This window comes from Aeromonas sp. 1805, assembly GCF_013085525.1.
Classification (GTDB): Bacteria; Pseudomonadota; Gammaproteobacteria; order Enterobacterales; family Aeromonadaceae; genus Aeromonas; species Aeromonas hydrophila.
Genome location: NZ_CP038515.1, coordinates 4175763 through 4197046 on the forward strand (window position 1 = coordinate 4175763; position 21284 = coordinate 4197046).

Annotated in this window: 17 protein-coding genes and 3 pseudogenes; 13 read left to right on the forward strand and 7 right to left on the reverse strand. The window is 58.5% G+C overall.

Translation table 11 applies throughout. The annotated features are described in order from the left end of the window. Nucleotides 1–138: 138 nt before the first annotated feature. Nucleotides 139–735: a GPR1/FUN34/YaaH family transporter gene (locus E5E96_RS19470; protein ID WP_011705937.1), complete on the forward strand. Its 597-nt coding sequence runs from the start codon at nt 139–141 to the stop codon at nt 733–735. An 82-nt stretch (nt 736–817) separates the two neighbouring features. Here E5E96_RS19470 and E5E96_RS19475 read toward each other — a convergent pair whose 3' ends face one another. Both E5E96_RS19475 and E5E96_RS19480 read right to left on the reverse strand, forming a co-directional pair. After that, entirely contained in the window at nt 818–1627 is an 810-nt protein-coding gene (locus E5E96_RS19475; protein WP_065477287.1) for a zinc-dependent peptidase, read from the reverse strand. Between the two features lie 18 nt (nt 1628–1645). Next, nucleotides 1646–2083: a GNAT family N-acetyltransferase gene (locus E5E96_RS19480; RefSeq protein ID WP_171282895.1), complete on the reverse strand. Its 438-nt coding sequence runs from the start codon at nt 2081–2083 to the stop codon at nt 1646–1648. A 314-nt stretch (nt 2084–2397) separates the two neighbouring features. Between E5E96_RS19480 and E5E96_RS19485 the strand changes: the two genes are divergently transcribed. From E5E96_RS19485 to E5E96_RS19510, 6 genes and pseudogenes are all read left to right on the forward strand, one after another. After that, entirely contained in the window at nt 2398–3897 is a 1500-nt protein-coding gene (locus E5E96_RS19485; protein ID WP_011705934.1) for a sodium:alanine symporter family protein, read from the forward strand. A 92-nt stretch (nt 3898–3989) separates the two neighbouring features. Continuing rightward, nucleotides 3990–4976 (forward strand): annotated as a pseudogene (locus E5E96_RS19490) (replication endonuclease); the annotation flags it as partial. 208 nt (nt 4977–5184) lie between these two features. Beyond that, nucleotides 5185–5562: a hypothetical protein gene (locus tag E5E96_RS19495; protein WP_253264669.1), complete on the forward strand. Its 378-nt coding sequence runs from the start codon at nt 5185–5187 to the stop codon at nt 5560–5562. 252 nt (nt 5563–5814) lie between these two features. Next, complete coding sequence (locus E5E96_RS19500) at nt 5815–6822, forward strand: hypothetical protein (RefSeq protein WP_171282896.1); 1008 nt, start codon at nt 5815–5817, stop codon at nt 6820–6822. 72 nt (nt 6823–6894) lie between these two features. Further along, a complete protein-coding gene (locus E5E96_RS19505) occupies nt 6895–7251 on the forward strand; it encodes a hypothetical protein (RefSeq protein ID WP_139740417.1) in 357 nt (118 codons plus the stop codon). Nucleotides 7252–7328: 77 nt separating this feature from the next. Continuing rightward, nucleotides 7329–7892, forward strand: a complete 564-nt coding sequence (locus E5E96_RS19510; protein ID WP_171282897.1) for a DUF6680 family protein — start codon at nt 7329–7331, stop codon at nt 7890–7892. Nucleotides 7893–8031: 139 nt separating this feature from the next. Here E5E96_RS19510 and E5E96_RS19515 read toward each other — a convergent pair. After that, nucleotides 8032–8282: pseudogene (locus E5E96_RS19515) on the reverse strand (ogr/Delta-like zinc finger family protein). A 175-nt stretch (nt 8283–8457) separates the two neighbouring features. Here E5E96_RS19515 and E5E96_RS22870 point away from each other — a divergent pair. Then, nucleotides 8458–8532: pseudogene (locus E5E96_RS22870) on the forward strand (capsid protein); the annotation flags it as partial. Between the two features lie 165 nt (nt 8533–8697). Here the strand turns inward: E5E96_RS22870 and E5E96_RS19525 are convergent. Beyond that, the gene (locus E5E96_RS19525; protein WP_065477274.1) at nt 8698–9504 is read right to left on the reverse strand and encodes a crotonase/enoyl-CoA hydratase family protein; all 807 of its coding nucleotides are present in this window, start codon (nt 9502–9504) and stop codon (nt 8698–8700) included. 177 nt (nt 9505–9681) lie between these two features. Here E5E96_RS19525 and E5E96_RS19530 point away from each other — a divergent pair, with 177 nt between their 5' ends. From E5E96_RS19530 to E5E96_RS19550, 5 genes are all read left to right on the forward strand, one after another. Next, the gene (locus tag E5E96_RS19530; RefSeq protein ID WP_171282898.1) at nt 9682–11469 is read left to right on the forward strand and encodes a putative nucleotidyltransferase substrate binding domain-containing protein; all 1788 of its coding nucleotides are present in this window, start codon (nt 9682–9684) and stop codon (nt 11467–11469) included. A 2-nt stretch (nt 11470–11471) separates the two neighbouring features. Beyond that, a complete protein-coding gene (locus E5E96_RS19535) occupies nt 11472–12098 on the forward strand; it encodes a 3'-5' exonuclease (protein ID WP_171282899.1) in 627 nt (208 codons plus the stop codon). Nucleotides 12099–12207: 109 nt separating this feature from the next. Continuing rightward, nucleotides 12208–12519 (forward strand): DUF485 domain-containing protein, encoded by a 312-nt coding sequence (locus E5E96_RS19540; RefSeq protein WP_011705924.1) that lies wholly within the window; start codon nt 12208–12210, stop codon nt 12517–12519. After that, nucleotides 12516–14171, forward strand: coding sequence for a cation acetate symporter (locus tag E5E96_RS19545; RefSeq protein WP_017408234.1), 1656 nt, complete (start codon nt 12516–12518; stop codon nt 14169–14171). Before E5E96_RS19540 ends, E5E96_RS19545 begins: the two co-directional genes overlap by 4 nt. Before the next feature lie 235 nt (nt 14172–14406). Next, the gene (locus E5E96_RS19550) at nt 14407–15999 is read left to right on the forward strand and encodes an ABC-F family ATPase (protein WP_011705884.1); all 1593 of its coding nucleotides are present in this window, start codon (nt 14407–14409) and stop codon (nt 15997–15999) included. A gap of 227 nt (nt 16000–16226) precedes the next feature. Here E5E96_RS19550 and ppiD read toward each other — a convergent pair whose 3' ends face one another. From ppiD to lon, 3 genes are all read right to left on the reverse strand, one after another. After that, nucleotides 16227–18140 carry a peptidylprolyl isomerase gene (ppiD, locus tag E5E96_RS19555; RefSeq protein WP_043123304.1) on the reverse strand — a complete coding sequence of 638 codons (1914 nt, stop codon included), beginning with the start codon at nt 18138–18140 and terminating at the stop codon, nt 16227–16229. A gap of 151 nt (nt 18141–18291) precedes the next feature. Beyond that, nucleotides 18292–18564 carry a nucleoid-associated protein HU-beta gene (gene hupB, locus E5E96_RS19560; RefSeq protein WP_005315375.1) on the reverse strand — a complete coding sequence of 91 codons (273 nt, stop codon included), beginning with the start codon at nt 18562–18564 and terminating at the stop codon, nt 18292–18294. 240 nt (nt 18565–18804) lie between these two features. Then, nucleotides 18805–21159 carry an endopeptidase La gene (gene lon / locus E5E96_RS19565; RefSeq protein ID WP_011705882.1) on the reverse strand — a complete coding sequence of 785 codons (2355 nt, stop codon included), beginning with the start codon at nt 21157–21159 and terminating at the stop codon, nt 18805–18807. Between the last annotated feature and the right edge of the window lie 125 nt (nt 21160–21284).

Consider the following 21284-nt stretch of genomic DNA (forward strand, 5'->3'; position numbering starts at 1 on the left):
GCACGAATGGTCAGTCAGGTAAAAAATCCCGTTATTTTTTTACCGTTTCGACCATTCCCCCCCTTGCCCAGCGCCAAGAGCCTGCCTAAAATCGCGCGTCTTTTATCAACCCCCACCTCTATTTTTGGAGAACGCCACGTGAGCGAAAAATTGGCCAACCCTGCCCCTCTGGGTCTGATGGGTTTCGGTATGACCACCATTCTGCTGAACATCCATAACGCAGGTTTCTTCCCCATCAGCGCCATGATCCTGGCCATGGGCCTGTGCTATGGCGGTCTGGCCCAGATCATCGCCGGTATCATGGAGTACAAGCGCGGCAACACCTTCGGTGTGACTGCCTTCATCTCCTACGGCACCTTCTGGTGGAGCCTGGTGTTCCTGCTGGTGATGCCGACCATGGGCCTGGCCGAAGCCACCCCGCACGCCTACATGGGCTGGTACCTGCTGATGTGGGGCATGTTCACCCTGTTCATGCTGATCGGGACCGTCAACTACCCGCGCGTGAAGCAGTTCGTGTTCGCCTCCCTGACCGTGCTGTTCTTCCTGCTGGCCGCCCGTGACTTCACCGGCAGCACCCTGATCGGCACCATCGCCGGTTTCGAAGGCATCATCTGTGGCGCCAGCGCCATCTACCTGGCCATGGCCACCGTGATCAACGAGCAGTTCGGCCGCACCGTGATGCCGATCGGCGATCACAAGAAAGCCGCCGCCGTTCAGCTCAAAGCCGCTGCCTAAGCACCCGGCCGACACAGCTGTCACGAAAAAGGCACCCCGCGGGGTGCCTTTTTGTTGGGCGCGATTTGTCAGGATCGCCCGGCTAGCCGTGATACTCGGGCTCCCCCGCCAGCAGCCGGGTGGCAGGAAAACGCGCTGCCGGTTGCTGGCCGAAGAAGCGGGTGAACTGCTGGTACACCGCCGGATAGGTGTCGCGCAGGCGCAGCGGATCGGTAAAAAAGCACTCGCTGCACACCGCAAAAAATTCGGCCGGGTGCGAGGCGGCATAAGGATCGATGGCGGTAGGCTCGTGGCGATCCAGCTGTGCCTGCATGTCATCGAATGCCGCCTGCAGCGCACCGCTCCACTGGCGCGGATCCATGCCCGCCGGCAGTGGCGGCGCCCCGTCTGCCTCCCCTCCCAGCATGTCGAGCTTGTGGGTCAGCTCGTGGATCACCAGATTGAAGCCGTCCCAGTCCCCGTCCTGCTGCAGCTCGCTCCAGGCCAGCACCAGCGGCCCCTGCGGCCAGGATTCGCCGGCGTTCTCCTCTTCAACCTCGCTCACCAGCCCGAACTCGTCCTGCACCTGCTGCCGGCGCACCACCGGCTCGGGGATCAGGATGATCTCGTGAAAGCCCCGATACCAGTCGAGCCCCAGGTGCAGAATGGGCAGCGCCGCCTGCAACGCCAGCACCGCCTGCTGACGGGGAGTGAGCGACACCCCGATCTGGGTCAGGGTCTTGCGGGCCAGCAGCTGCTGTGCCAGCCCGATCAGGGTCTGCTCCTCCTCCCGGGAAAAACCCTGCAAAATGGGCACCGCGGCCAGGGCCTGCTGCCACTCCAGCGCGCCAGGCCCATTGTCATCTTGCCGGGACGCACCACCAAACACACTTCGTAAGCGGGACCAGAACACGCAGACTCCTCTTGCTGATCAGACTGTTTTCACAAACCGTTTCGGACGCTCGACATACCCCTGCGCCAGATAGAAGCGATGGGCCCCTTCCCGCTTGAGGCTGCTGGAGAGCTCCAGCTGGCTGCAACCCAGCCCTCGCGCCCGCTCCTCTGCCGCCACCAGCAGGGCGGCGCCAACGCCGCGTCCCCTTGCACCCTCATCGACAACCAGCGCCGAGATCAGGCCCCACGCTGGTGCAACGTGCAGCGGGCTCAGCCAGTGCCACACCAGCACGCCCGCTATCTCCTCCCCCAGGCAGGCCACCAGCACCTCGCGAGCCGGATCTTGCGCCAGCCACCGCTCGCCCAGCACCTGCGGGCTGACCGGGTAACCCAGCTGGCCGAACAGGTCGGCCATGGCGGCCGTATCCTCGGCACACGCCGGGCGGATCATCGCTATTTCTTGCTCCATCTTCATCCTTGGCCTTGATTTTGCTCTCCCTCTCCCGCCGCAGAGCGCCGACGAAAGAGGAGATGATACCGGGCTGGCACCGCATTCTGTCCAGTTGCACCGGCCATTTGTTAATGTCAATTCACAAATTAACAAGATGACAACATATTTCGCTGGGAAGCCCCAACACAAATCGATATGTTAAAACCCGCGGACTGGCCAGTGGAAACATCCACCGACCCGTCCCACACCATAACGAGTGACCCGAGGGTCACCACCTATTTGAGGGAGCGGGGCACAGACCCCGCCAACAAGACAGCACAACAAAGGAGTTGTTGTACATGAATGAGATCGTCAATGCCATCAATGGTGTGATTTGGAGCCCGGCGCTCATCTATCTGTGTCTGGGGGTAGGCCTCTACTTCTCCCTGCGCAGCCGCTTCCTGCAACTGCGTCACATCAAGGAGATGATCCGGCTGATGTTTGATGGCAAGAGCACGGATGCGGGGGTCTCCTCCTTCCAGGCGCTGGCCATGACCCTGGCCGGCCGGGTGGGTACCGGCAACATCGCCGGGGTCGCCACCGCCATCACCTTTGGCGGCCCGGGAGCCATGTTCTGGATGTGGATGGTGGCCTTCCTCGGCTCCAGCTCCGCCTTCGTGGAGTCCACCCTGGGCCAGGTCTACAAGGAGAAGATCAACGGCGAATACCGCGGCGGCCCGGCCTTCTACATCGAGAAGGGACTCGGCATGAAGTGGTACGCCTGGACGTTCGCCATCGCCACCATCTTTGCCTGCGGCGTATTGCTGCCGGGGGTGCAGGCCAACTCCATCGGCGCCAGCCTGCAAACCGCATTTGATATCGATCCGAATGTCACCGCCGCCGGTCTGGCGCTGCTGCTCGGCTTCATCATCTTCGGCGGCGTCAAGCGCATCGCCAACTTCGCCAGTACCGTGGTGCCCTTCATGGCGCTCGGCTACATCATCGTCGCCTGCGTCATCATCGCCCTCAACATCCACGCCCTGCCCGGCGTGATCCTGCTGATCTGGAAGAGTGCCTTCGGCTTTGATGCCGGCTTCGGCGCCATTCTGGGTCTGGCCATCATGTGGGGGGTCAAGCGCGGGGTCTACTCCAACGAAGCGGGTCAGGGTACCGGGCCGCACGCCTCCTCTGCCGCCGCAGTGAGTCACCCGGCCAAACAGGGCCTAGTGCAGGCGTTCTCGGTCTATATCGACACCCTGTTCGTCTGCTCCGCCACCGGCTTTATGCTGCTCATCACCGGCCTCTACAACGTGCAGGGACCGGACGGCGCCGCCCTCTACACCGGCATCGCCGGCGTGGCCGCGGGCCCTGGCTACGTGCAGACCGCCATGGAGAGCATGATGCCCGGCTTTGGCAGCATGTTCGTGGCCATCGCGCTGTTCTTCTTCGCCTTCACCACCATCGTTGCCTACTACTACATCGCCGAGACCAACATCGCCTACATCAACCGCAAGGTGAATCGTCCCTGGCTGACCTTCGTGCTGAAATTGACCCTGATGGCCTCCACCGTCTATGGCACTGTCAAGACCGCCGAACTCGCCTGGGGCATGGGTGACATCGGCGTCGGGCTGATGGCCTGGCTCAACATCATCGCCATCCTGCTGCTGCAAAAGACCGCCTTTGCCTGCCTGCGCGACTATGAAGCGCAACAAGCCAAGGGGCTGGATCCGGTGTTCCACCCGGAGAAGCTCGGCATCAAGAACGCCGACTACTGGGCCGGCCACCGCTCCGAAGACAACCTGGAGCAGGAGAAATCCGGTCACCCCTTCGAACCGGACCAGGATCGCAAGATCTCCTGATCGCGCACCACTCCCCAACAAAAATGGCAGCCGAGGCTGCCATTTTTATTTATTTAAATTCAATACCTTGCATTAATATCAATTAGTTGCGTGCCAAAAGCATCGACGGCGCCTACCAGGATGATGACGAAGAGGCTGGCACTGCCGCCGATGAAGGGACCCTGCATGCCGTGGCCTGGGCCAGTTGGTGGGGCATTCGCACCTTCCAGCAGATCGGCGGCGCCCCAGTCGGGGTATGGCGCGAGCTGCGCTGTATCAGCAATACCAAGCAGCATGCCGATCTGGTGGGCCCACCCAAGCCCGTGCTGCAAGACCCATGCTTTGAGGCAGCCCGCTTTGCCGCTGATAACGGCATTTTCCGCTGCTACCTGCACGCCATGGGCGGTGCACTGGCCACCCGTGCCGAACACCCCATCAAGCTGGCCCACCTCATCGAGGAGCAGGCCAATGCTCAAGGCGAAGACATCAAGCGCCTGATGGGCATTACCTCCGCTCGCCTTGGCATCAAAACCCGCCTGCAAGGGTGGGAAATTGTGCCCGCCGGCACCCATGAAGCCAGGAAAGCCGCCGAAGCTGCAGCGAGGGGGGTTGGGGTTAAGACGGGCGACAGCCCGGCACCTTGGAGCTCTGACAATAACTGTACGCGGCCAGATCCTGATGCCTTCGCAGACCAGGTCATGAGGGAGCAATGGGGGTTATCACCCTTATCCATTGAGTGTTTGAGGGCTGGTGCCAGTGTCAGCACGGACGGTTTCACCCTCTGGCTGGAGAACGGACAACTGCAATCGTGCCGATCGCTACCAAGCGAGCCGGATTGGTTGCCGACAGCAGAATCGGATCCGCAGGCAGAACCAGATACCATTGATCCAGATGATGAACGTTGGCCTGCACTAGTGATGGATTGTTACGAGCTGTTCGACGCCTGCGGATTTGCGGCATGCCAGCAGTGGATCGAAACACAGCCCAATCCCTATCGCTGCGAACTCTGGCGAGTGCTGGATAAAATAGACCGTGCCGATCGGCTAGAAGTAGAAGGCCATCTTTTTGACGAACTGATGAACGAGGTAGTGTGTGACTGATCTCTTTGCTAGGCTGGAAGCCCTGCAGGGCGAGCTGCCCGCCACACCCCATACCTACAGGCCGTTGACGGCGCCACAGTTTGAGGCACTGAAGAGCCAAATATACAGGATGGGGCCCCAGATTGACGGCACCCCAGCATGGCCGCCTGAGAAGATGCTTGAATGGCTGCAACAGCAACCGCCTCATATAAGAGGGGTGGCCCTCACCATGATGCGCTGGGTATACCGGCTGGAGCAGGTGGGGATCCCTCCCCCACCTCAAGCCATTCCCGGCCGCCAGAAAGCCCCCAAGCAGAATGCTAAACGCCCCCCATCCCAGCCGATGCTCCCTCTGCTCTCCGCCGATGGCCGCCCCGTGGGCAAGCGCCACTTTGTGGATAGCCTAGTGCCGGTGAACATCGACCAGATTGGCACCATCCGTTGTGCCACCACTGGCCGCACCCTCTGGATAGCACCGGGTAGCCCGACAGATCGCGCCAACTCTGGGGCCGCCGAACTGCTCAACCCCAATTACAGGCCAGCAGTGCACCAGGTAGTGGCGGGCCACTGTCAGATTTGGAAACCGCCGCCAAATCACTTGAAGTAAATACCGTTCAGAGCCAACTGATGTAGCAACCAGATATCCTCCTTTCCCTTCTCTTGTTTCGCCGCCTTGCTATTATCGCTGAATCAAGAAATAAAGCGAATGAGCCTAGACAATTGATATGGTTAAGTAATACCATCACTTTAAATCACCTTTTCCGTCACCTTAATAGAAGGATGCATTAAAAAAGACTGTGCCAACAGTATCAACACTTAATTCAGTTTAATTAAAACTCTATTTTAGCAAGGCGTATATATGTACGAAAAATATAAAAAAGAAATTGAAGACATAACAGAAAACCATGATCAAAGTATATTTTTTCTAACCGATCTAGAATCTTTAACTGATAGTTTCAGTACTATCGAACAAATTTACTTGTTTGGTTCGAGGCGATATCCTTACCAAAGCCTTAGATCAGACATCGATTTATTGCTTATAACATCTGACTATATTAGACCTGCCGATCTACGAACTGCCATCGAGAGTGAACCAACATTAGATTTATTTACGGTATCAGGTGGCACAGCAACGAGTTGTGCAAATGAAAGTTATATATCGTACAGCACACAGCAAGAGTTAATAGAAAGATTGGATGCGACTTTAATTTGGGATAAAAAAACTGGATTTATTGAACCAGCTAACATCAAACCTTTCTTTGTATTTAGGTCGGATATTGGATTTAAAATGAGCTGCCTACCTTCATCTTTTTACAAAGCAAGTAGCTATGAAGACAAGCTAAAAGAAATAGAAAAAATTGGGCTACCTACGCTACCAATAATTGGTGAGGATTTACGTACTGCAGCCCATTTTTTATTGAACGTAGCTGAACGAATGGTTTTCGAGAAAAATAAATTCTCTAGTTCTCGTGGGCAGGCTAAAAACTCATGGATAACTAGTTTAAAAACAGAATATGACTTCCAAGATTTATTCGAAATTGTATGCAGGCCATTTATCCCTAATATGGCGAGAGAAGAGGTTACGATTACCTATGATGGCAGTAAAAAACTCTCTGACTTTAGTTTTTTTCACAGCCAGATAATTATTGAAATGAAGCATATTAGAACTACTAGTGAGGTTGCTAGTACTCTGAAAACACTTTCTGGACTGTCTGACTTTTACAAACAGAATGGTAACATCAAAGTTTTGATCTTCTTGATTTATATTAATGATGGACTCAACATTGACATTGCCAGATGGGAACAGGATTATTCTTATAATGCACAAGCACCATTAATAATAACTAAACTCATAAAAAACACATGATGAAGTGTTCAAACTGGATATCACTACATTCCGACATTTAAGTATAACTTAGCCTTAAAAGAGAGTATCTGTATGGACTTACCGGAAAAAATAACACTCAAAGCGTATGTTTCCGTACTGCATGGAGCTGCCAAAGGCAATATTCCTAATCTCCACAAAATTACAGAAGACAAAATTCTACGCCGTATAGTGAAAGAGCTTATCGATGCTGGTTTGCTTTCAGATGGCCGACAAGCAATAGGAACCATGTCTATTGTCAGCGAGATAACACTAACCCCAGCGGGGGCATCCGCACTTCTTGAATGGTCAGATTATCTTTCGCAACAAACTCTTTGGTATAAATTTGGTAAGGCAGCAATGCAGTTAGCATGGGTACTTATAGGCGCCATAGCAGCCAGCATCCCCAAGCTTCTTGGAATTGAAGGCTAATAATACGTTTATTTATTTTACTGGGGCGGACTAAGCGCCCGCTTAGACTAATTGTGATGAAATAAAGGGATGTTTACATGCTCGAAAACATAGACATGAATTCCAAAGATGTGATCATGACAATTGCTGTGATCCTGGGGCCAATTTTTGCTGTACAAGCTCAAAAAATAATAGAAGCACTTAAGGAAAAGAAAAATCGTAGGATGTCTCTTTTTCAAACTCTAATGTCGACCAGAGCAGAGCGTCTCAATCGAGATCATGTAAAGGCTCTAAACATGATTGATATTGAGTTTTATGGTCGAACGCTACCTTTTATTAGAACTCGCTATCAATCATCTCATGAACAGGCAGTAACGCACGCTTGGAAAATCTACAACAGTCATCTAAATCAAAAAGACGATTATGAGTCTATTGATCTTTGGGCAAAAAAATCAGATGAGCTATTCACCAATTTACTATACGCAATCGCACAATGTCTTGACTATGACTACGACAAAGTCCAACTGCAAAGAGACTGTTATCGCCCAATCGCTCATGGCAACCTTGAAAATACACAACTGGCCATCCTTGATGGTCTCAATCAAGTGGTAAATAAAGGGCGTCCTTTGCCCATGTACGTTGTAAACCTTCCAACCACTTAGGAGCAGCAAATATCTGAGCAGAGATAATTTGACGGAGGTAGTATACAAGTCTACGTTCAAATTTTTCACGGTGCTGGTTAGATCCCGACTAGATCAAATATATCGGCTCAGCAGGAATAGAATATAACAACTAGGGGAGCTATTGCGCCTCCAGTCCTTCCAATACCATCTGCCGCCCCTCTGGCGTCAGCGATCCCATCAGGCTGAGTACCAGCTGGTTCGTGGTCTTGGCCGAGGGGCTTAGGGTGTGGGCGAACGACAAGGTGGCCATCCAACAGTGGCCACACTCGGCATCGGTGCACTGGCAGTAGAGATCCGAGACATCATCGCTCAGTCGGTTGGTCTTGGTAATGCGGCCCGCTGGCCACAAACTTTGCAATAAACCCGCATAGCCCCCTTTGCTATCCAAATCAACAGCCTGTCTTGCCACAGCAAACGCTGAGGCCTGCGATCCGACCTATTACACCGCCGTCATCTGGCCCGATCACGATCGCTGGTCCAGCGACGGCACCCCGTACAAGCGCTCAAAACCGAAGAGGTCGATGGCAAGCTCAAGCTGTTCTCCATCCTCTGCCCGAATCGGGATCTCATCTCCTACAACCAGAGCGGCCAGTATCGGTTCTGTTCCATCGAACCCTTCGAAAGCTTCACCTACCTGGGGCATACCTATCTGCTGGGCCTCGGCCTCACCGATAAGCCCAACCCTAGGATTAAGGAAATGGAACCAGAACGGTTCGATCAGATGCTGAGGGCCCTCAATGGCCTTGGCACCAGATCGATACCATTTCTTATTTATCCCTACCGGTCAGAGCGCGTTGCGGCGCGGCCCGAACGGCAGGCGCCAACGAAACAGGCTGTTGAGGGTGGCGCGCCACTGGTTGGGGCGCCCCAGGATCTGCTTTTGCAGCCGGGTCTCTTCCTTCAGCATCGCCTCATCACTGCGCGCCCAGGCCTGGTTGTAGAGCTGCTTGATCCCCGCCAGCGCGTCCGGCGACTTGGTGATGAGGGTCTTCGCGAACTCCCGCGCCTGGGCCAGCGGATCGTCGCAGACCCGGCTCACCAGCCCGAGGGACTTGGCCTCCGGCGCCGGCAGCTCGCGCCCGCTCATGGCCAGCTCCATGGCGGTATCCACCCCCATCAGGTTGCGCATGGTGACGCTGCCGCTCATGTCGGGGATGATGCCCCACTTGATCTCCATCACCGAGAAGCGGCAATCGGGGGTGCTGAACCGAAAGTCGGCGCCGAGCGCGATCTGCAGCCCGCCGCCAAAACAGACCCCCTGGGTCACGGCGATCACCGGTACCGGCAACTCATGCCAGCCATAAGCCACCCGCTGGGCCAGGTTGGTGGCTTCATCCGCCTCACGTTTTAAAATCTCGAGCGCCGCCACCGGCTGCTTGAGCATGGATTTCACATCCAGCCCGGCACAAAAGGCCCGCCCCTCCCCGTGCAGGATCACCGCCCGCAGCCCCTTGTGCTGGCGCAGCTGGTCGAGTACCCCGTCGATGGCGCTGAACATGGCCCTGTCCAGCGCATTGAGCTTGTCGCCCCGCGCCAGCATCACCTCGGCGATGCCGTCCCGGATCTCGCATTTGACCCTTGGTTTTTCCATTTTCCCCTGTCCTCTCCTGAGTTCGCACTGGTCATACCACCACGTTATCAGAGTGTTATCGTCAGGTACAGCGAGGAGCCCGGTTTCCCCACTGCCGAGGCACGTGCGACTAAAGTCGGCTGGCTGGCCAGACGCCGCTTTGTCAGACTGGCTTGACGCCACCGGCCAAGGATTGCCATGACCAGCCTGTTCAACTTTGCCCGCCCACCGTTTGACTGCTTGAGCGCAGAGGAGCGTCAACGGCTCGAGCAGCACCTCTCCATCTGCTACTTTCGCGCCGGCCAGCCAGTGCTCAAGGCCGGTGATGTGCCCCCCGGCCTCTATCTCGTCCTCAAGGGGGCGGTGGAGGAGTCGAGCCCTCATCATCAGTTTGGCGACTATGGCGAGGGGGATCTGTTCGACGTGCGCGCCCAGTTCGACGGCCACTGCCGCCACCAGTTCAGTGCGCTGGAAGATCTGCTCTGCCAACTGATCCCCAGAGCCACCTTCATCGAGCTGTGCGAGGGCAATCCCGCCTTCGCCCGCTACTTCACCGCCAGCCTGGCACAGCGGCAACAACAGCAGGAGCAGCGCGCCCAGCTGGGACAGAAAAATCTGGCGGAGTTCATCCTGACCCGCATCGAGCCCGGCCATCTGCAGCCGGCGCTCATCGTCGACAGCCGCCTGTCGCTCTTGGCCGCCACCGAGGCCATGGTGGCCAAAGGTACCGACTGCCTGCTCTACCCGGCCACGGATGGCAGCCTGAGTCTGGCCACCCGCAAGACCCTGCTGCACGCCCTGACGCTCAAGGGACTGCCGCTGACGACGCCGCTGGCGGTGCTGGATCCGACCCCGCTCATCGGCCTGTCGCTGGGCAGCTATCTGTTCGACGCCCTGCTGCTGATGACCCGCCATCGCATCAAGCGGCTGGTGGTCTGGCAGGGGCAAGAGGTGGCGGGGATCCTGCACCTGACCCAGGTGCTCGGTCTCTTCTCCACCCACTCCCATGTGCTGACCCTGCGCATCGCCCGCGCCGACACCCTGCCGGCGCTGGAGGCGGTGGCCCGGGAGCAGCAACAGCTGACCCGCTCCCTATTCGGCCAGGGGATCCACACCGCCTTTTTGATGAAGCTCATCGCCACCATCAACGAGCAGCTGATCGCCAAGGCCTTTGCGCTGGTGATCCCGCCCGCGGTGCAGGAGCGTGTCTGCCTGCTGATGCTGGGCTCGGAGGGGCGCGGCGAGCAGATCCTCAAAACCGATCAGGACAATGCCCTGATCCTGCCCGCCGACCTGCACTGGCCGACCCAGCAGGCCGACCTGGCCGCCTTCAGCGAGCTGCTGGCCCGGCTCGGCTACCCGCCCTGCCCCGGCCGGGTGATGGTCAACAATCCGGCCTGGGTGAAGCCCCTGGCGCTCTGGCAGCAGGAGATCGAGCGGGCCTGTGTCGAGGCCAGTGAAGCAGACTTGCTCTGGCTCGCTACCCTGGCCGACGCCCACCCCATCGCCGGCGATCGCGCCCTGCTCCCCCCTCTCGCGCGCAAGTTGCGCGAGCAACTGGCCGAGCGGGGAGATCTGCTGGCGGAGATGGTGCGACCGGCGGTGGCGTTTCATGCGCCGCTCACCCTGTTTGGCCGTCTGGAGCGGGCGCCGGAGGGACTGGATCTGAAACGCGGTGGCCTCTTCCCGCTGGTACACGGCATTCGCATGCTGGCGCTGGAAGCCGCCATTCTGGAGACCTCTACCCTGGCACGGATCGAGGCCCTGGTGGCGGCCGGGCGGCTCAGTACCGGTTTTGGCGACAATCTGGCGGAGGCGTTCAGGCTGTTCGTCCGCTTGCGGCTGCGCAGTCAGCTCAAGGAGGGGGAGAGCCGGGTGCAGGTCAATAACCTCAGCCACGGCGAGCGGGATCTGCTGCGCCAGGCGCTGCATCAGGTGAAGAAGTTCCAGCAGTGGCTCACCTTGCACTTTCGTCTGAGGCAATAGCCATGTTGAGCCGCCTGCGCCGTCATTGGCATGGCCGCCGCGTTCAAGACCCGGCGTTTGCCCCGCTCTATGCCGACCCGCCCGCCGACGAGTGGGTGGCCCTCGACTTCGAGACCACCAGCCTGGATCCCGCCCAGGCCGAGATCGTCGCCATCGGCGCGGTGCGCATCCAGGGCAACCGGGTACTGACCGGCGAGGCGCTGTCCATCCGGGTGCAAGCGCCGGCCAGCCTGAGCGAACACTCGGTGGTGATCCACGGTCTGCGCCATCAGGATCTGCAACAGGGCATGACGCTGGAGGCCGCGCTACGCCTGCTGCTCGCCTTTATCGGCCCGCGCGAACTGGTGGGGTATCACATCGCCTACGACCTGCGGATCCTCAATCTTGCCTGCCAGCGATGTTGGGGGCTGACCCTGGCGCAACGGGGGATAGAGGTGAGCCGGCTCTACCACGATCACCTCTATCGCCGCTATCCCGATGCCGCCATCGATCTGCATCTGGCCGCCATCAGCAACCACCTGGGCCTGCCAGCCCTGCCCGCCCACGACGCCCTGAGCGATGCCATCACCGCCGCCCTCATCTTCTTGCGCCTCACCCGGGGCGGGCCACTGGCTTATCCCAAAGTCTAATTGTCCACAAACAACATTTGATTCACATTTTGCTTACATGAGCAGCCCTACTGCTCGGTAGGGACCTCCCTTCATTCACCGCCGACACTCAATGTCATGGAGCACTGCAATGGAACAGCAACCGTATCTTCGGATCCAGCAAGATCCCAACTTCCAGGAGTTGGTCGCCAAGCGCCAGCGCTTTGCCTGGTCCCTCTCCATCCTGATGCTGGGGCTCTATCTGGCCTTCATCATGCTCATCGCCTTCGCCCCCGGCTGGCTTGGCACCCCGTTGAGCGAAGGGTCCACCATTACCCGTGGCATCCCGGTCGGCGTCGGCCTCATCCTCTCCTCCTTCGTGTTGACCGGCATCTATGTGTTTCGGGCCAACGGCGAGTTTGACGAACTGAACCAGAAGATCCTCAAGGGAGCCCAATCATGAAAGGCAAGTCTCTGCTGTTGCTGGCCACGCTGGCCTCCTCTCCCCTGCTGGCAGCCGATGCGCTGACCGGCGAGGTGCATCGCCAACCGCTCAATATCTCGGCCATCGTGATGTTCGTGATCTTCGTGGCGGCCACCCTGTTCATCACCTACTGGGCCTCCAAACGCAACCGCTCGGCCTCTGACTACTACGCCGCCGGCGGGCGCATCACCGGCTTCCAGAATGGCCTGGCCATCGCCGGTGACTACATGTCCGCCGCCTCCTTTCTCGGCATCTCCGCGCTGGTCTACACCTCCGGCTACGATGGCCTGATTTACTCCATCGGCTTTCTGGTGGGCTGGCCCATCATCCTGTTCCTGATCGCAGAGCGGCTGCGCAACCTCGGCAAGTACACCTTTGCCGACGTGGCCTCCTACCGCCTCAAGCAGACCGAGGTGCGCACCCTCTCCGCCAGCGGCTCCCTGGTGGTGGTCGCCCTCTACCTGATCGCCCAGATGGTGGGCGCCGGCAAGCTGATCGAGCTGCTGTTCGGCCTGCAATACCATGTGGCCGTGGTGCTGGTCGGCATTCTGATGGTGCTCTACGTGCTGTTCGGCGGCATGCTGGCCACCACCTGGGTGCAGATCATCAAGGCGGTGATGCTGCTCTCCGGTGCCAGCTTCATGGCCATCATGGTGATGAAGTCGGTCAACTTCGACATCGGCACCCTGTTCAGTGAAGCGGTCAAGGTGCACGAGAAGGGCATCGCCATCATGAGCCCGGGTGGCCTGGTCGCCGATCCCATCTCCGCCATCTCGCTGGGTCTGGCCCTGATGTTCGGTACCGCCGGCCTGCCCCACATCCTGATGCGTTTCTTCACCGTGAGTGACGCCAAGGAAGCGCGCAAGAGCGTGTTCTATGCCACCGGCTTCATCGGCTACTTCTACATCCTGACCTTCATCATCGGCTTTGGCGCCATCCTGCTGGTCAGCACCAACCCGGACTTCAAGGACGCCACCGGCGCCCTGCTGGGCGGCACCAACATGGCCGCCATCCACCTGGCCGATGCGGTAGGCGGCAGCCTGTTCCTCGGCTTCATCTCCGCCGTGGCGTTTGCCACCATCCTGGCGGTGGTGGCCGGGCTGACCCTGGCCGGTGCCTCTGCGGTCTCCCACGATCTCTATGCCAGCGTCATCAAGAAGGGCAAGGCCAACGAAGCCGACGAGCTGCGCGTCTCCAAGTACACCACTGTGGTGCTGGGAGTGGTGGCCATTGGTCTCGGCATCCTGTTCGAGAAGCAGAACATCGCCTTCATGGTGGGGCTCGCCTTCTCCATCGCCGCAAGCTGCAACTTCCCGGTGCTGTTCCTCTCCATGTTCTGGTCTCGCCTGACCACTCGCGGCGCCGTCTACGGCGGCTGGCTGGGGCTGGTGAGCGCGGTCAGCCTGATGATCCTGGGCCCGACCGTGTGGGTGAAGGTGCTGGGCCATGCTCAGGCCATCTTCCCCTACGAGTACCCCGCCCTCTTCTCCATGGCGGTGGCCTTCGTCGGGATCTGGCTGTTCTCGGTCACCGACAAGTCGCAAAATGCGCTCGACGAGCACGCCAAGTTCTTCCCGCAGTTCGTCCGCTCCCAGACCGGACTGGGGGCAGCCAGCGCCAGCTCCCACTGAACCTTCGATTGACGGTTGCAAGCCGGCCCCTAGGCCGGCTTTTTTCATGTCGACAGGCAGTAGTCAGCACCCGTTGCAATCGGATCGACGCGGCCATGGCCGCCAGGGTGCGCGAGCGCACAGCACTACCCTCTCTATCCCCCCTGCAATAGGCCCGGATCACAGTTCTTGCTAAAACTTTCGGGGGATCTGTGCCATAATGCGCGCCATTTGACAGATCAACCGGGACATTCCAGTGCTTTCGAGTAACAACATCACCATGCAGTTCGGCGCCAAGCCGCTGTTTGAGAACATCAGCGTCAAGTTTGGCGGCGGCAACCGCTACGGCCTTATCGGTGCCAACGGCTGTGGCAAGTCCACCTTTATGAAGATCCTCGGCGGCGATCTGGAGCCCACTGGCGGTAATGTGAGCCTGGACGTCAACGAACGTATCGGTAAGCTGCGTCAGGATCAGTTCGCCTACGAAGAGATGCGCGTACTGGACGTGGTCATGATGGGTCACACCGAGCTGTGGGCCGCCATCGCCGAACGCGATGCCATCTACGCCAACCTGGAAGCGACCGACGACGACTACATGAAGGCCGCCGAGCTGGAAGGCCTGGTCGCCGAGTATGACGGCTATACCGCCGAATCCCGCGCAGGCGAGCTGCTGCTGGGTGCCGGCATTCCCATCGAGCAGCACAACGGCCCGATGAGCGAAGTGGCGCCGGGCTGGAAACTGCGGGTGCTGCTGGCACAGGCGCTGTTCTCCAACCCCGACATTCTGTTGCTGGACGAACCGACCAACAACCTGGACATCAACACCATTCGCTGGCTGGAACAGGTGCTTAACGATCGTGAAAGCACCATGATCATCATCTCTCACGACCGTCACTTCCTGAACTCCGTCTGCACCCACATGGCGGATCTGGACTACGGCGAGCTGCGCGTCTACCCGGGCAACTACGACGAGTACATGACGGCCGCCACCCAGGCCCGTGAGCGCCTGCTGGCCGACAACGCCAAGAAGAAGGCCCAGATCGCCGATCTGCAATCCTTCGTGTCGCGTTTCAGCGCCAACGCCTCCAAGTCCAGCCAGGCCACCTCCCGCCTCAAGCAGATCGACAAGATCAAGATTGAGGAAGTGAAGGTCTCCAGCCGGCAGAACCCCTTCATCCGCTTCGAGCAGGAGAAGAAGCTCTACCGCAACATACTGGAGATCGAAGGCGTATCCAAAGGCTATGGCGAGGCTCCGCTGTTCAAGGGCCTCAACATGATGCTGGAAGTGGGCGAGAAGGTCGCCATTCTGGGTACCAACGGGATCGGTAAATCCACCCTGATCAAAACCCTGGTGGGCGCGCTGGCACCGGACACCGGCACCATCAAGTGGTCCGAAAACGCCCAGATCGGTTACTACGCCCAGGATCACGCCGAGGACTTCGACACCGATCTCAACGTGTTCGACTGGATGGCCCAGTGGAAACAGGAGAACGAAGACGAGCAGGCGGTACGCTCCGTACTGGGCCGTCTGCTGTTCTCTCAGGACGACATCAAGAAGCCGGTCAAGGTGCTGTCCGGTGGCGAGCAGGGCCGCATGCTGTTCGGCAAGCTGATGATGCAGCGCCCCAACATCCTGATCATGGATGAGCCGACCAACCACCTGGACATGGAATCCATCGAATCCTTGAACCTGGCGTTGGAGATGTACAAGGGCACCCTGATCTTCGTCTCCCACGACCGTGAGTTCGTCTCCTCCCTGGCGACCCGCATCCTGGAGCTAACCGAAGATGGCATCCGCGACTTCGGCGGTACCTACGAGGATTACCTGCGTACTCAGGGTGTGGTGTAACCCCCTCCTGCCCGCATATCCCGTCAATGAAAACCGGCACCTCAGTGCCGGTTTTTTTATGCCTGCGATATCTGCCGGACGATGCGGATCATCCCGTGTGCCATATATCCTTCCCCCTGCCAGGGCCGGGTTGTCATCCCGCCAGAAAGGAGACCGTATACCACCTTGCGGATAAAGAAACGGCCCCATCAAGGGGCCGTTTTCACATCGATTGGAGTCGGCTCGACTTATTCGACCGTGGCTTCCACATCGGTGAAGTACTCGATCTTGGCAGACTTGCGCAGCTCGTCGATGAGAGACTTGTAGCTCACCTGAGCCTTGCCCTGACCCAGCTGACCTTGCAGCAACTTGGCCATGCCGGACGGCTCCTTGGCGACAGTCACCTTGTCCAGCGCCACCACTACGCGGTCGCCGTTGGCTTCGGTCACCAGCTCGACGCTCGGCTTGCCGTCGATCGGATGAGGCATGCGGAAGGCCTGCGCCACCAGGTTCTGATCCAGATCCTGAGCGAAGCGGGCTACCCCGTCATGATTCTCCACCTTCAGACCCAGCGCGGTCAGCTCGGCCTGGATATTCTCGCCAGCCTTGAGCTTGTCCAGCAGACCCTGCGCCTTGCCACGGGCCACTTCACTGGCCTTGTCGTGCTTGATGGCTGCAATCACCTGCTCCTTGATCTCCGCCAGCGGTTTGGCCGCTTTCGGCTGGTGACCGGTGATGTGCATGACCAGCGCCTTGCCATCTGCCAGTTCGATCACATCGGAGTTGGTGTTGTCATCGCGCAGTTGCTCGGAGAAGGCGGCGGAGAGCACCTTGGGATCGTTCAGCGGTGCCGGTGCATCAGCCTGGCTGAAGTAACCGGTGGACTGCACCTTCAGACCCATGGTGTCGGCGGTCAAGTCCAGCGAATCCGGGTTCTCGAAGCTGCTGTCAGCCATCTTCTGCTGCTCGGCAAAGAACAGCTCCTTGGCCTTGTCCGCCTGCAGACGGCTGATGGTCTCTGCTTTCACATCGGCAAACGGCTTGGTCTGGGCCGGTTCAACCCCCAGCAGCTTGATGACGTGGAAACCGAACGGGCTCTTCACCACGGTAGAGAGATCGCCAGCCTTGGCCAGCGCAAACGCGGCCTTCTCGAACGCCGGATCCATCACCCCTTTCTCGAACCAGTCCAGCTCGCCGCCTTTTTTGGCGGAGAAGGTATCGGAGGAGTCCGCCTTGGCCAGCGCGGCGAAATCGTCACCGGCCTTGGCTTTGGCCAGCACGGCCTCGGCCTTCTGCTCGGCGGCTTTCTCGTCCTTGCCGAACGGGATCAGGATATGAGCCACATGACGACGCTCGGCACGCTGGAACAGATCCTGGTGCTGATCGTAGTAATCCTGGGCATCCTGCTCGCTCACCTTGACGTCTTTGCCAAGGGTGGCAGCGTCCAGCAGCAGGTAGTCAACCTTGACCTGCTCATCATTCATGAAGTGGCTGCTGTTGGCCTTGTAGTACTGCTCCACCTCTTCATCGGAGACTTTCACGTCCCCCAGGTAGGCAGATGCGGCCAGGCGCACCAGACGCAGATCGCGAGTCTGGTTGTAGAGCTTGTCCAGTTGCTCGGCTTCACCCTTGAGTGCAAATTCGGTGCCCAGCAGGGCGCCCATCAGTTGCTGGCGAACCATGTCCTGGCGCAGAGAGTCACGGAACATCTCCGGGGTCATGCCGGCGCGGCGGATCAGCTGCAGATAGCGATCGTTGTTGAACTTGCCATCTTCGGCAAACTCGGGCATGGCGACGATGGCCTGCTTGATCTGCTCATCGCTGACGCGCAGACCCAGTTCACGGGCCTTGCTGTCGAACAGAGCCTGATCGATCAGACGGTCCAGCACGCCACGGCGGAACTGCTTCATGTAGTCAGGATTGGCGGCCAACTGGCTGAAAGACTCCCCCATTTGGGATTCCATGCGGGCCCGCTCGTTGCGATAGGCATTTTCCAGCGCAGCGGAGCTGATGTCATTGCCGTTGACGGTGGCGGGGGCGGTACGAGCCGGGCCGTTGAGGTAGCTACCTACACCGGCCAAGGCAAAGGAGAGGATGATCAGGCCCAAGATAACCTTGGCTACCTTGCCCTGCGCCCCTTCGCGTAGTTTATCCAACATCATGTTTGTACTTATGCTCCCGAACTCGATGGGCGTAAATAATGAAAAGGCGCACCGATTGCGATGCGCCTTGGTCAATCAGTATGAGGGAGAGCCCTCTCACTTGTCTGGTCTGTGACCAAGGACGGTGGCCGATGTGATATCAGCGCCCGGCTTAGTTGACAGCGTCTTTCAGGGCCTTACCGGCTTTGAAGGCAGGAACTTTACCAGCGGCGATTTCGATGGTCGCGCCAGTTTGCGGGTTACGGCCAGAACGGGCAGCACGCTCGCGCACGGCGAAAGTACCGAAACCTACCAGAGCAACCTGGTCACCCTCTTTCAGGGCTTCACCCACGGCGTCAATGAAAGCATCCAGCGCACGGCCAGCAGCGGCTTTGGAGATATCAGCACCGTCTGCAATCTTGTCAATCAGTTGAGATTTATTCACTCTTATATTCCCCTTTTATCGAACATCGCTGCGGCGCCGATTTCCCTGGCCACAACAAGTGGAGGTTTTATAGCAAGCCTCCTGATCAGTTGCAAGTGACAATCTAGCGCAAACCCGCGCCACATCACGCATTGCGACTCATCATGAGTACCCGATCGGTGGTCAAGGCTACTTCCGTTATCCGGCGCATGCAAGCCTTAACCACCCCCCGAATGCGCCAAATTTGCGGCGCATCAACATTTACACGACAGAAACGCGCTCAAACCCTTGCGGATTGTCCTGCAACGCCAGTTCCAGCACCTCGTCAATCCAGCGAACCGGATAGATTTCAAGGTCTTGTTTGACGTTGTCCGGGATCTCCTCAAGGTCACGCTCGTTCTCTTTCGGGATCAGCACACGCTTGATGCCACCGCGATGGGCGGCCAGCAGCTTCTCTTTGAGACCGCCAATCGGCAGCACTTCGCCGCGCAGGGTGATCTCCCCCGTCATGGCCACATCAGCACGAACCGGATTACCGGTCAAGCTGGAGACCAGGGCGGTACACATGGCGATACCGGCGCTCGGACCATCTTTCGGGGTCGCCCCTTCCGGTACGTGCACGTGGATATCGCGCTTCTCGTAGAAGTCGGCATTGATGCGCAGCTTCTCGGCACGGGCCCGTACCACCGTCATGGCGGCCTGGATGGACTCCTGCATCACGTCACCCAGGGAACCTGTGTAGGTGAGCTTGCCCTTGCCCGGCATGTTGGTGGTCTCGATGGTGAGCAGATCGCCCCCCACTTCGGTCCACGCCAAGCCACACACCTGACCCACCTGGTTCTGGTCGGTGGCCTTGCCGTAGTCAAAGCGCTGCACCCCGAGGAACTCCTTGAGGTTGGCCTGATTAACCTGAACATGCTTGATGCTCTTGTCCAGCAGGATGCGCTTGACCGCCTTGCGACAAATCTTGGAGATCTCGCGCTCCAGGCTACGCACCCCCGCCTCGCGGGTGTAGTAGCGGATCACCCCAACCAGAGCGGAATCCTCGATGGTGATCTCGGACTCTTTCAGGCCGTTGCGCTGGATCTGCTTGGAGACCAGATGCTGCTTGGCGATGTTGAGCTTCTCATCTTCGGTGTAACCGGAGAGGCGGATCACTTCCATCCGGTCCAGCAGCGGACCCGGGATGTTCATGGAGTTGGAGGTGGCCACGAACATCACGTCCGACAGGTCATAATCCACTTCCAGGTAGTGATCGTTGAAGCTGTTGTTCTGCTCGGGATCCAGCACTTCCAGCAAGGCTGAGGCGGGATCGCCACGCATGTCCGAGCTCATCTTGTCGATTTCATCGAGCAAGAACAGCGGGTTCTTCACGCCGACTTTCGCCATCTTCTGGATGAGCTTGCCGGGCATGGAACCGATGTAGGTACGGCGGTGACCGCGGATCTCCGCTTCATCGCGCACCCCGCCCAGCGCCATGCGCACATATTTGCGACCGGTGGCCTTGGCGATGGACTGACCGAGCGAGGTCTTGCCCACACCGGGAGGCCCTACCAGACAGAGGATCGGCCCCTTGAGCTTGTTGACGCGCGCCTGCACCGCCAGATACTCGAGAATGCGATCCTTGACCTTCTCCAGGCCATAGTGATCGGCATCCAGCACCTCTTGCGCCTTGCCCAGGTCTTTCTTGACCTTGGAGCGCGCCTTCCACGGCACCTGCACCATCCAGTCGACGTAGCTGCGCACCACGGTGGCCTCGGCCGACATGGGCGACATCATTTTCAGCTTGGCGAGCTCGGCCTGCGCCTTCTCACGGGCATCTTCCGGCATGCCGGCCTCTTCAATCTTGCGATTGAGGGCTTCGAACTCATCCGGACTGTCTTCCAGCTCACCCAGCTCTTTCTGGATGGCCTTCATCTGCTCGTTGAGATAGTACTCGCGCTGGCTCTTCTCCATCTGCTTCTTGACCCGGGAGCGGATGCGTTTCTCGACCTGCAGCAGGTCAATCTCCGACTCCATCATGGCCATCAGAAACTCGATGCGCTCGGACACGGAGGCGATTTCCAGCACCTTCTGCTTGTCTTCGAGCTTGAGCGGCATGTGGGCGGCCATGGTATCGGCCAGGCGCGCCGCATCGTCGATCGCCGAAATCGAGGTGAGCACCTCGGGCGGGATCTTCTTGTTGAGCTTGATATAGCCTTCGAACTGACCGATGGCGGAGCGCACCAGCACATCCTGGTCCTTCTCCTCAATCGCCTTGGAGGCGATGTACTGCGCCTCGCCAACGAAGAAGTCCCGGTCGTCGATCATCCGCTCAAGACGGGCACGCTGGCCCCCTTCCACCAGCACCTTGACGGTGCCATCGGGCAGCTTGAGCATCTGTAGAATATTGGCCACTGTCCCGACGGAGAAGATCTCCTCCACCGTCGGCTCATCGGTTGACGCATCCTTCTGGGCCACCAGCAGAACTTTCTTGTCCTGCTCCATGGCCGCTTCCAGACAGCGAATGGATTTTTCCCGCCCCACAAAGAGTGGAATGACCATGTGGGGGTAAACCACCACGTCACGAAGAGGCAGGACGGGAATCTCGATGCGTTCTGAACGCTCTAGGTTCATATATGTCCTCTCGGCTTGTTATACCGTTGGCAAAGCGCTTGGCTGAGTATATGGGGGCGCTTAGATGAGATTCAATCGCCGAAACCGCAAAAAGCATGAAAGGGGCAAAAAGCCCCTTTCATTTG

What these genes read in the sequence shown, in the direction of transcription:
- E5E96_RS19530 (WP_171282898.1), top strand. Translation starts at nt 9,682, where the DNA reads ATGACCAGCCTGTTCAACTTTGCCCGCCCACCGTTTGACTGCTTGAGC.
- E5E96_RS19540 (WP_011705924.1), top strand. Translation starts at nt 12,208, where the DNA reads ATGGAACAGCAACCGTATCTTCGGATCCAGCAAGATCCCAACTTCCAG.
- E5E96_RS19500 (WP_171282896.1), top strand. Translation starts at nt 5,815, where the DNA reads ATGTACGAAAAATATAAAAAAGAAATTGAAGACATAACAGAAAACCAT.
- E5E96_RS19480 (WP_171282895.1), bottom strand. Translation starts at nt 2,083, where the DNA reads ATGAAGATGGAGCAAGAAATAGCGATGATCCGCCCGGCGTGTGCCGAG.
- E5E96_RS19510 (WP_171282897.1), top strand. Translation starts at nt 7,329, where the DNA reads ATGCTCGAAAACATAGACATGAATTCCAAAGATGTGATCATGACAATT.
- E5E96_RS19535 (WP_171282899.1), top strand. Translation starts at nt 11,472, where the DNA reads ATGTTGAGCCGCCTGCGCCGTCATTGGCATGGCCGCCGCGTTCAAGAC.
- E5E96_RS19505 (WP_139740417.1), top strand. Translation starts at nt 6,895, where the DNA reads ATGGACTTACCGGAAAAAATAACACTCAAAGCGTATGTTTCCGTACTG.
- E5E96_RS19485 (WP_011705934.1), top strand. Translation starts at nt 2,398, where the DNA reads ATGAATGAGATCGTCAATGCCATCAATGGTGTGATTTGGAGCCCGGCG.
- E5E96_RS19525 (WP_065477274.1), bottom strand. Translation starts at nt 9,504, where the DNA reads ATGGAAAAACCAAGGGTCAAATGCGAGATCCGGGACGGCATCGCCGAG.
- ppiD (WP_043123304.1), bottom strand. Translation starts at nt 18,140, where the DNA reads ATGATGTTGGATAAACTACGCGAAGGGGCGCAGGGCAAGGTAGCCAAG.
- E5E96_RS19545 (WP_017408234.1), top strand. Translation starts at nt 12,516, where the DNA reads ATGAAAGGCAAGTCTCTGCTGTTGCTGGCCACGCTGGCCTCCTCTCCC.
- E5E96_RS19495 (WP_253264669.1), top strand. Translation starts at nt 5,185, where the DNA reads ATGATGCGCTGGGTATACCGGCTGGAGCAGGTGGGGATCCCTCCCCCA.
- lon (WP_011705882.1), bottom strand. Translation starts at nt 21,159, where the DNA reads ATGAACCTAGAGCGTTCAGAACGCATCGAGATTCCCGTCCTGCCTCTT.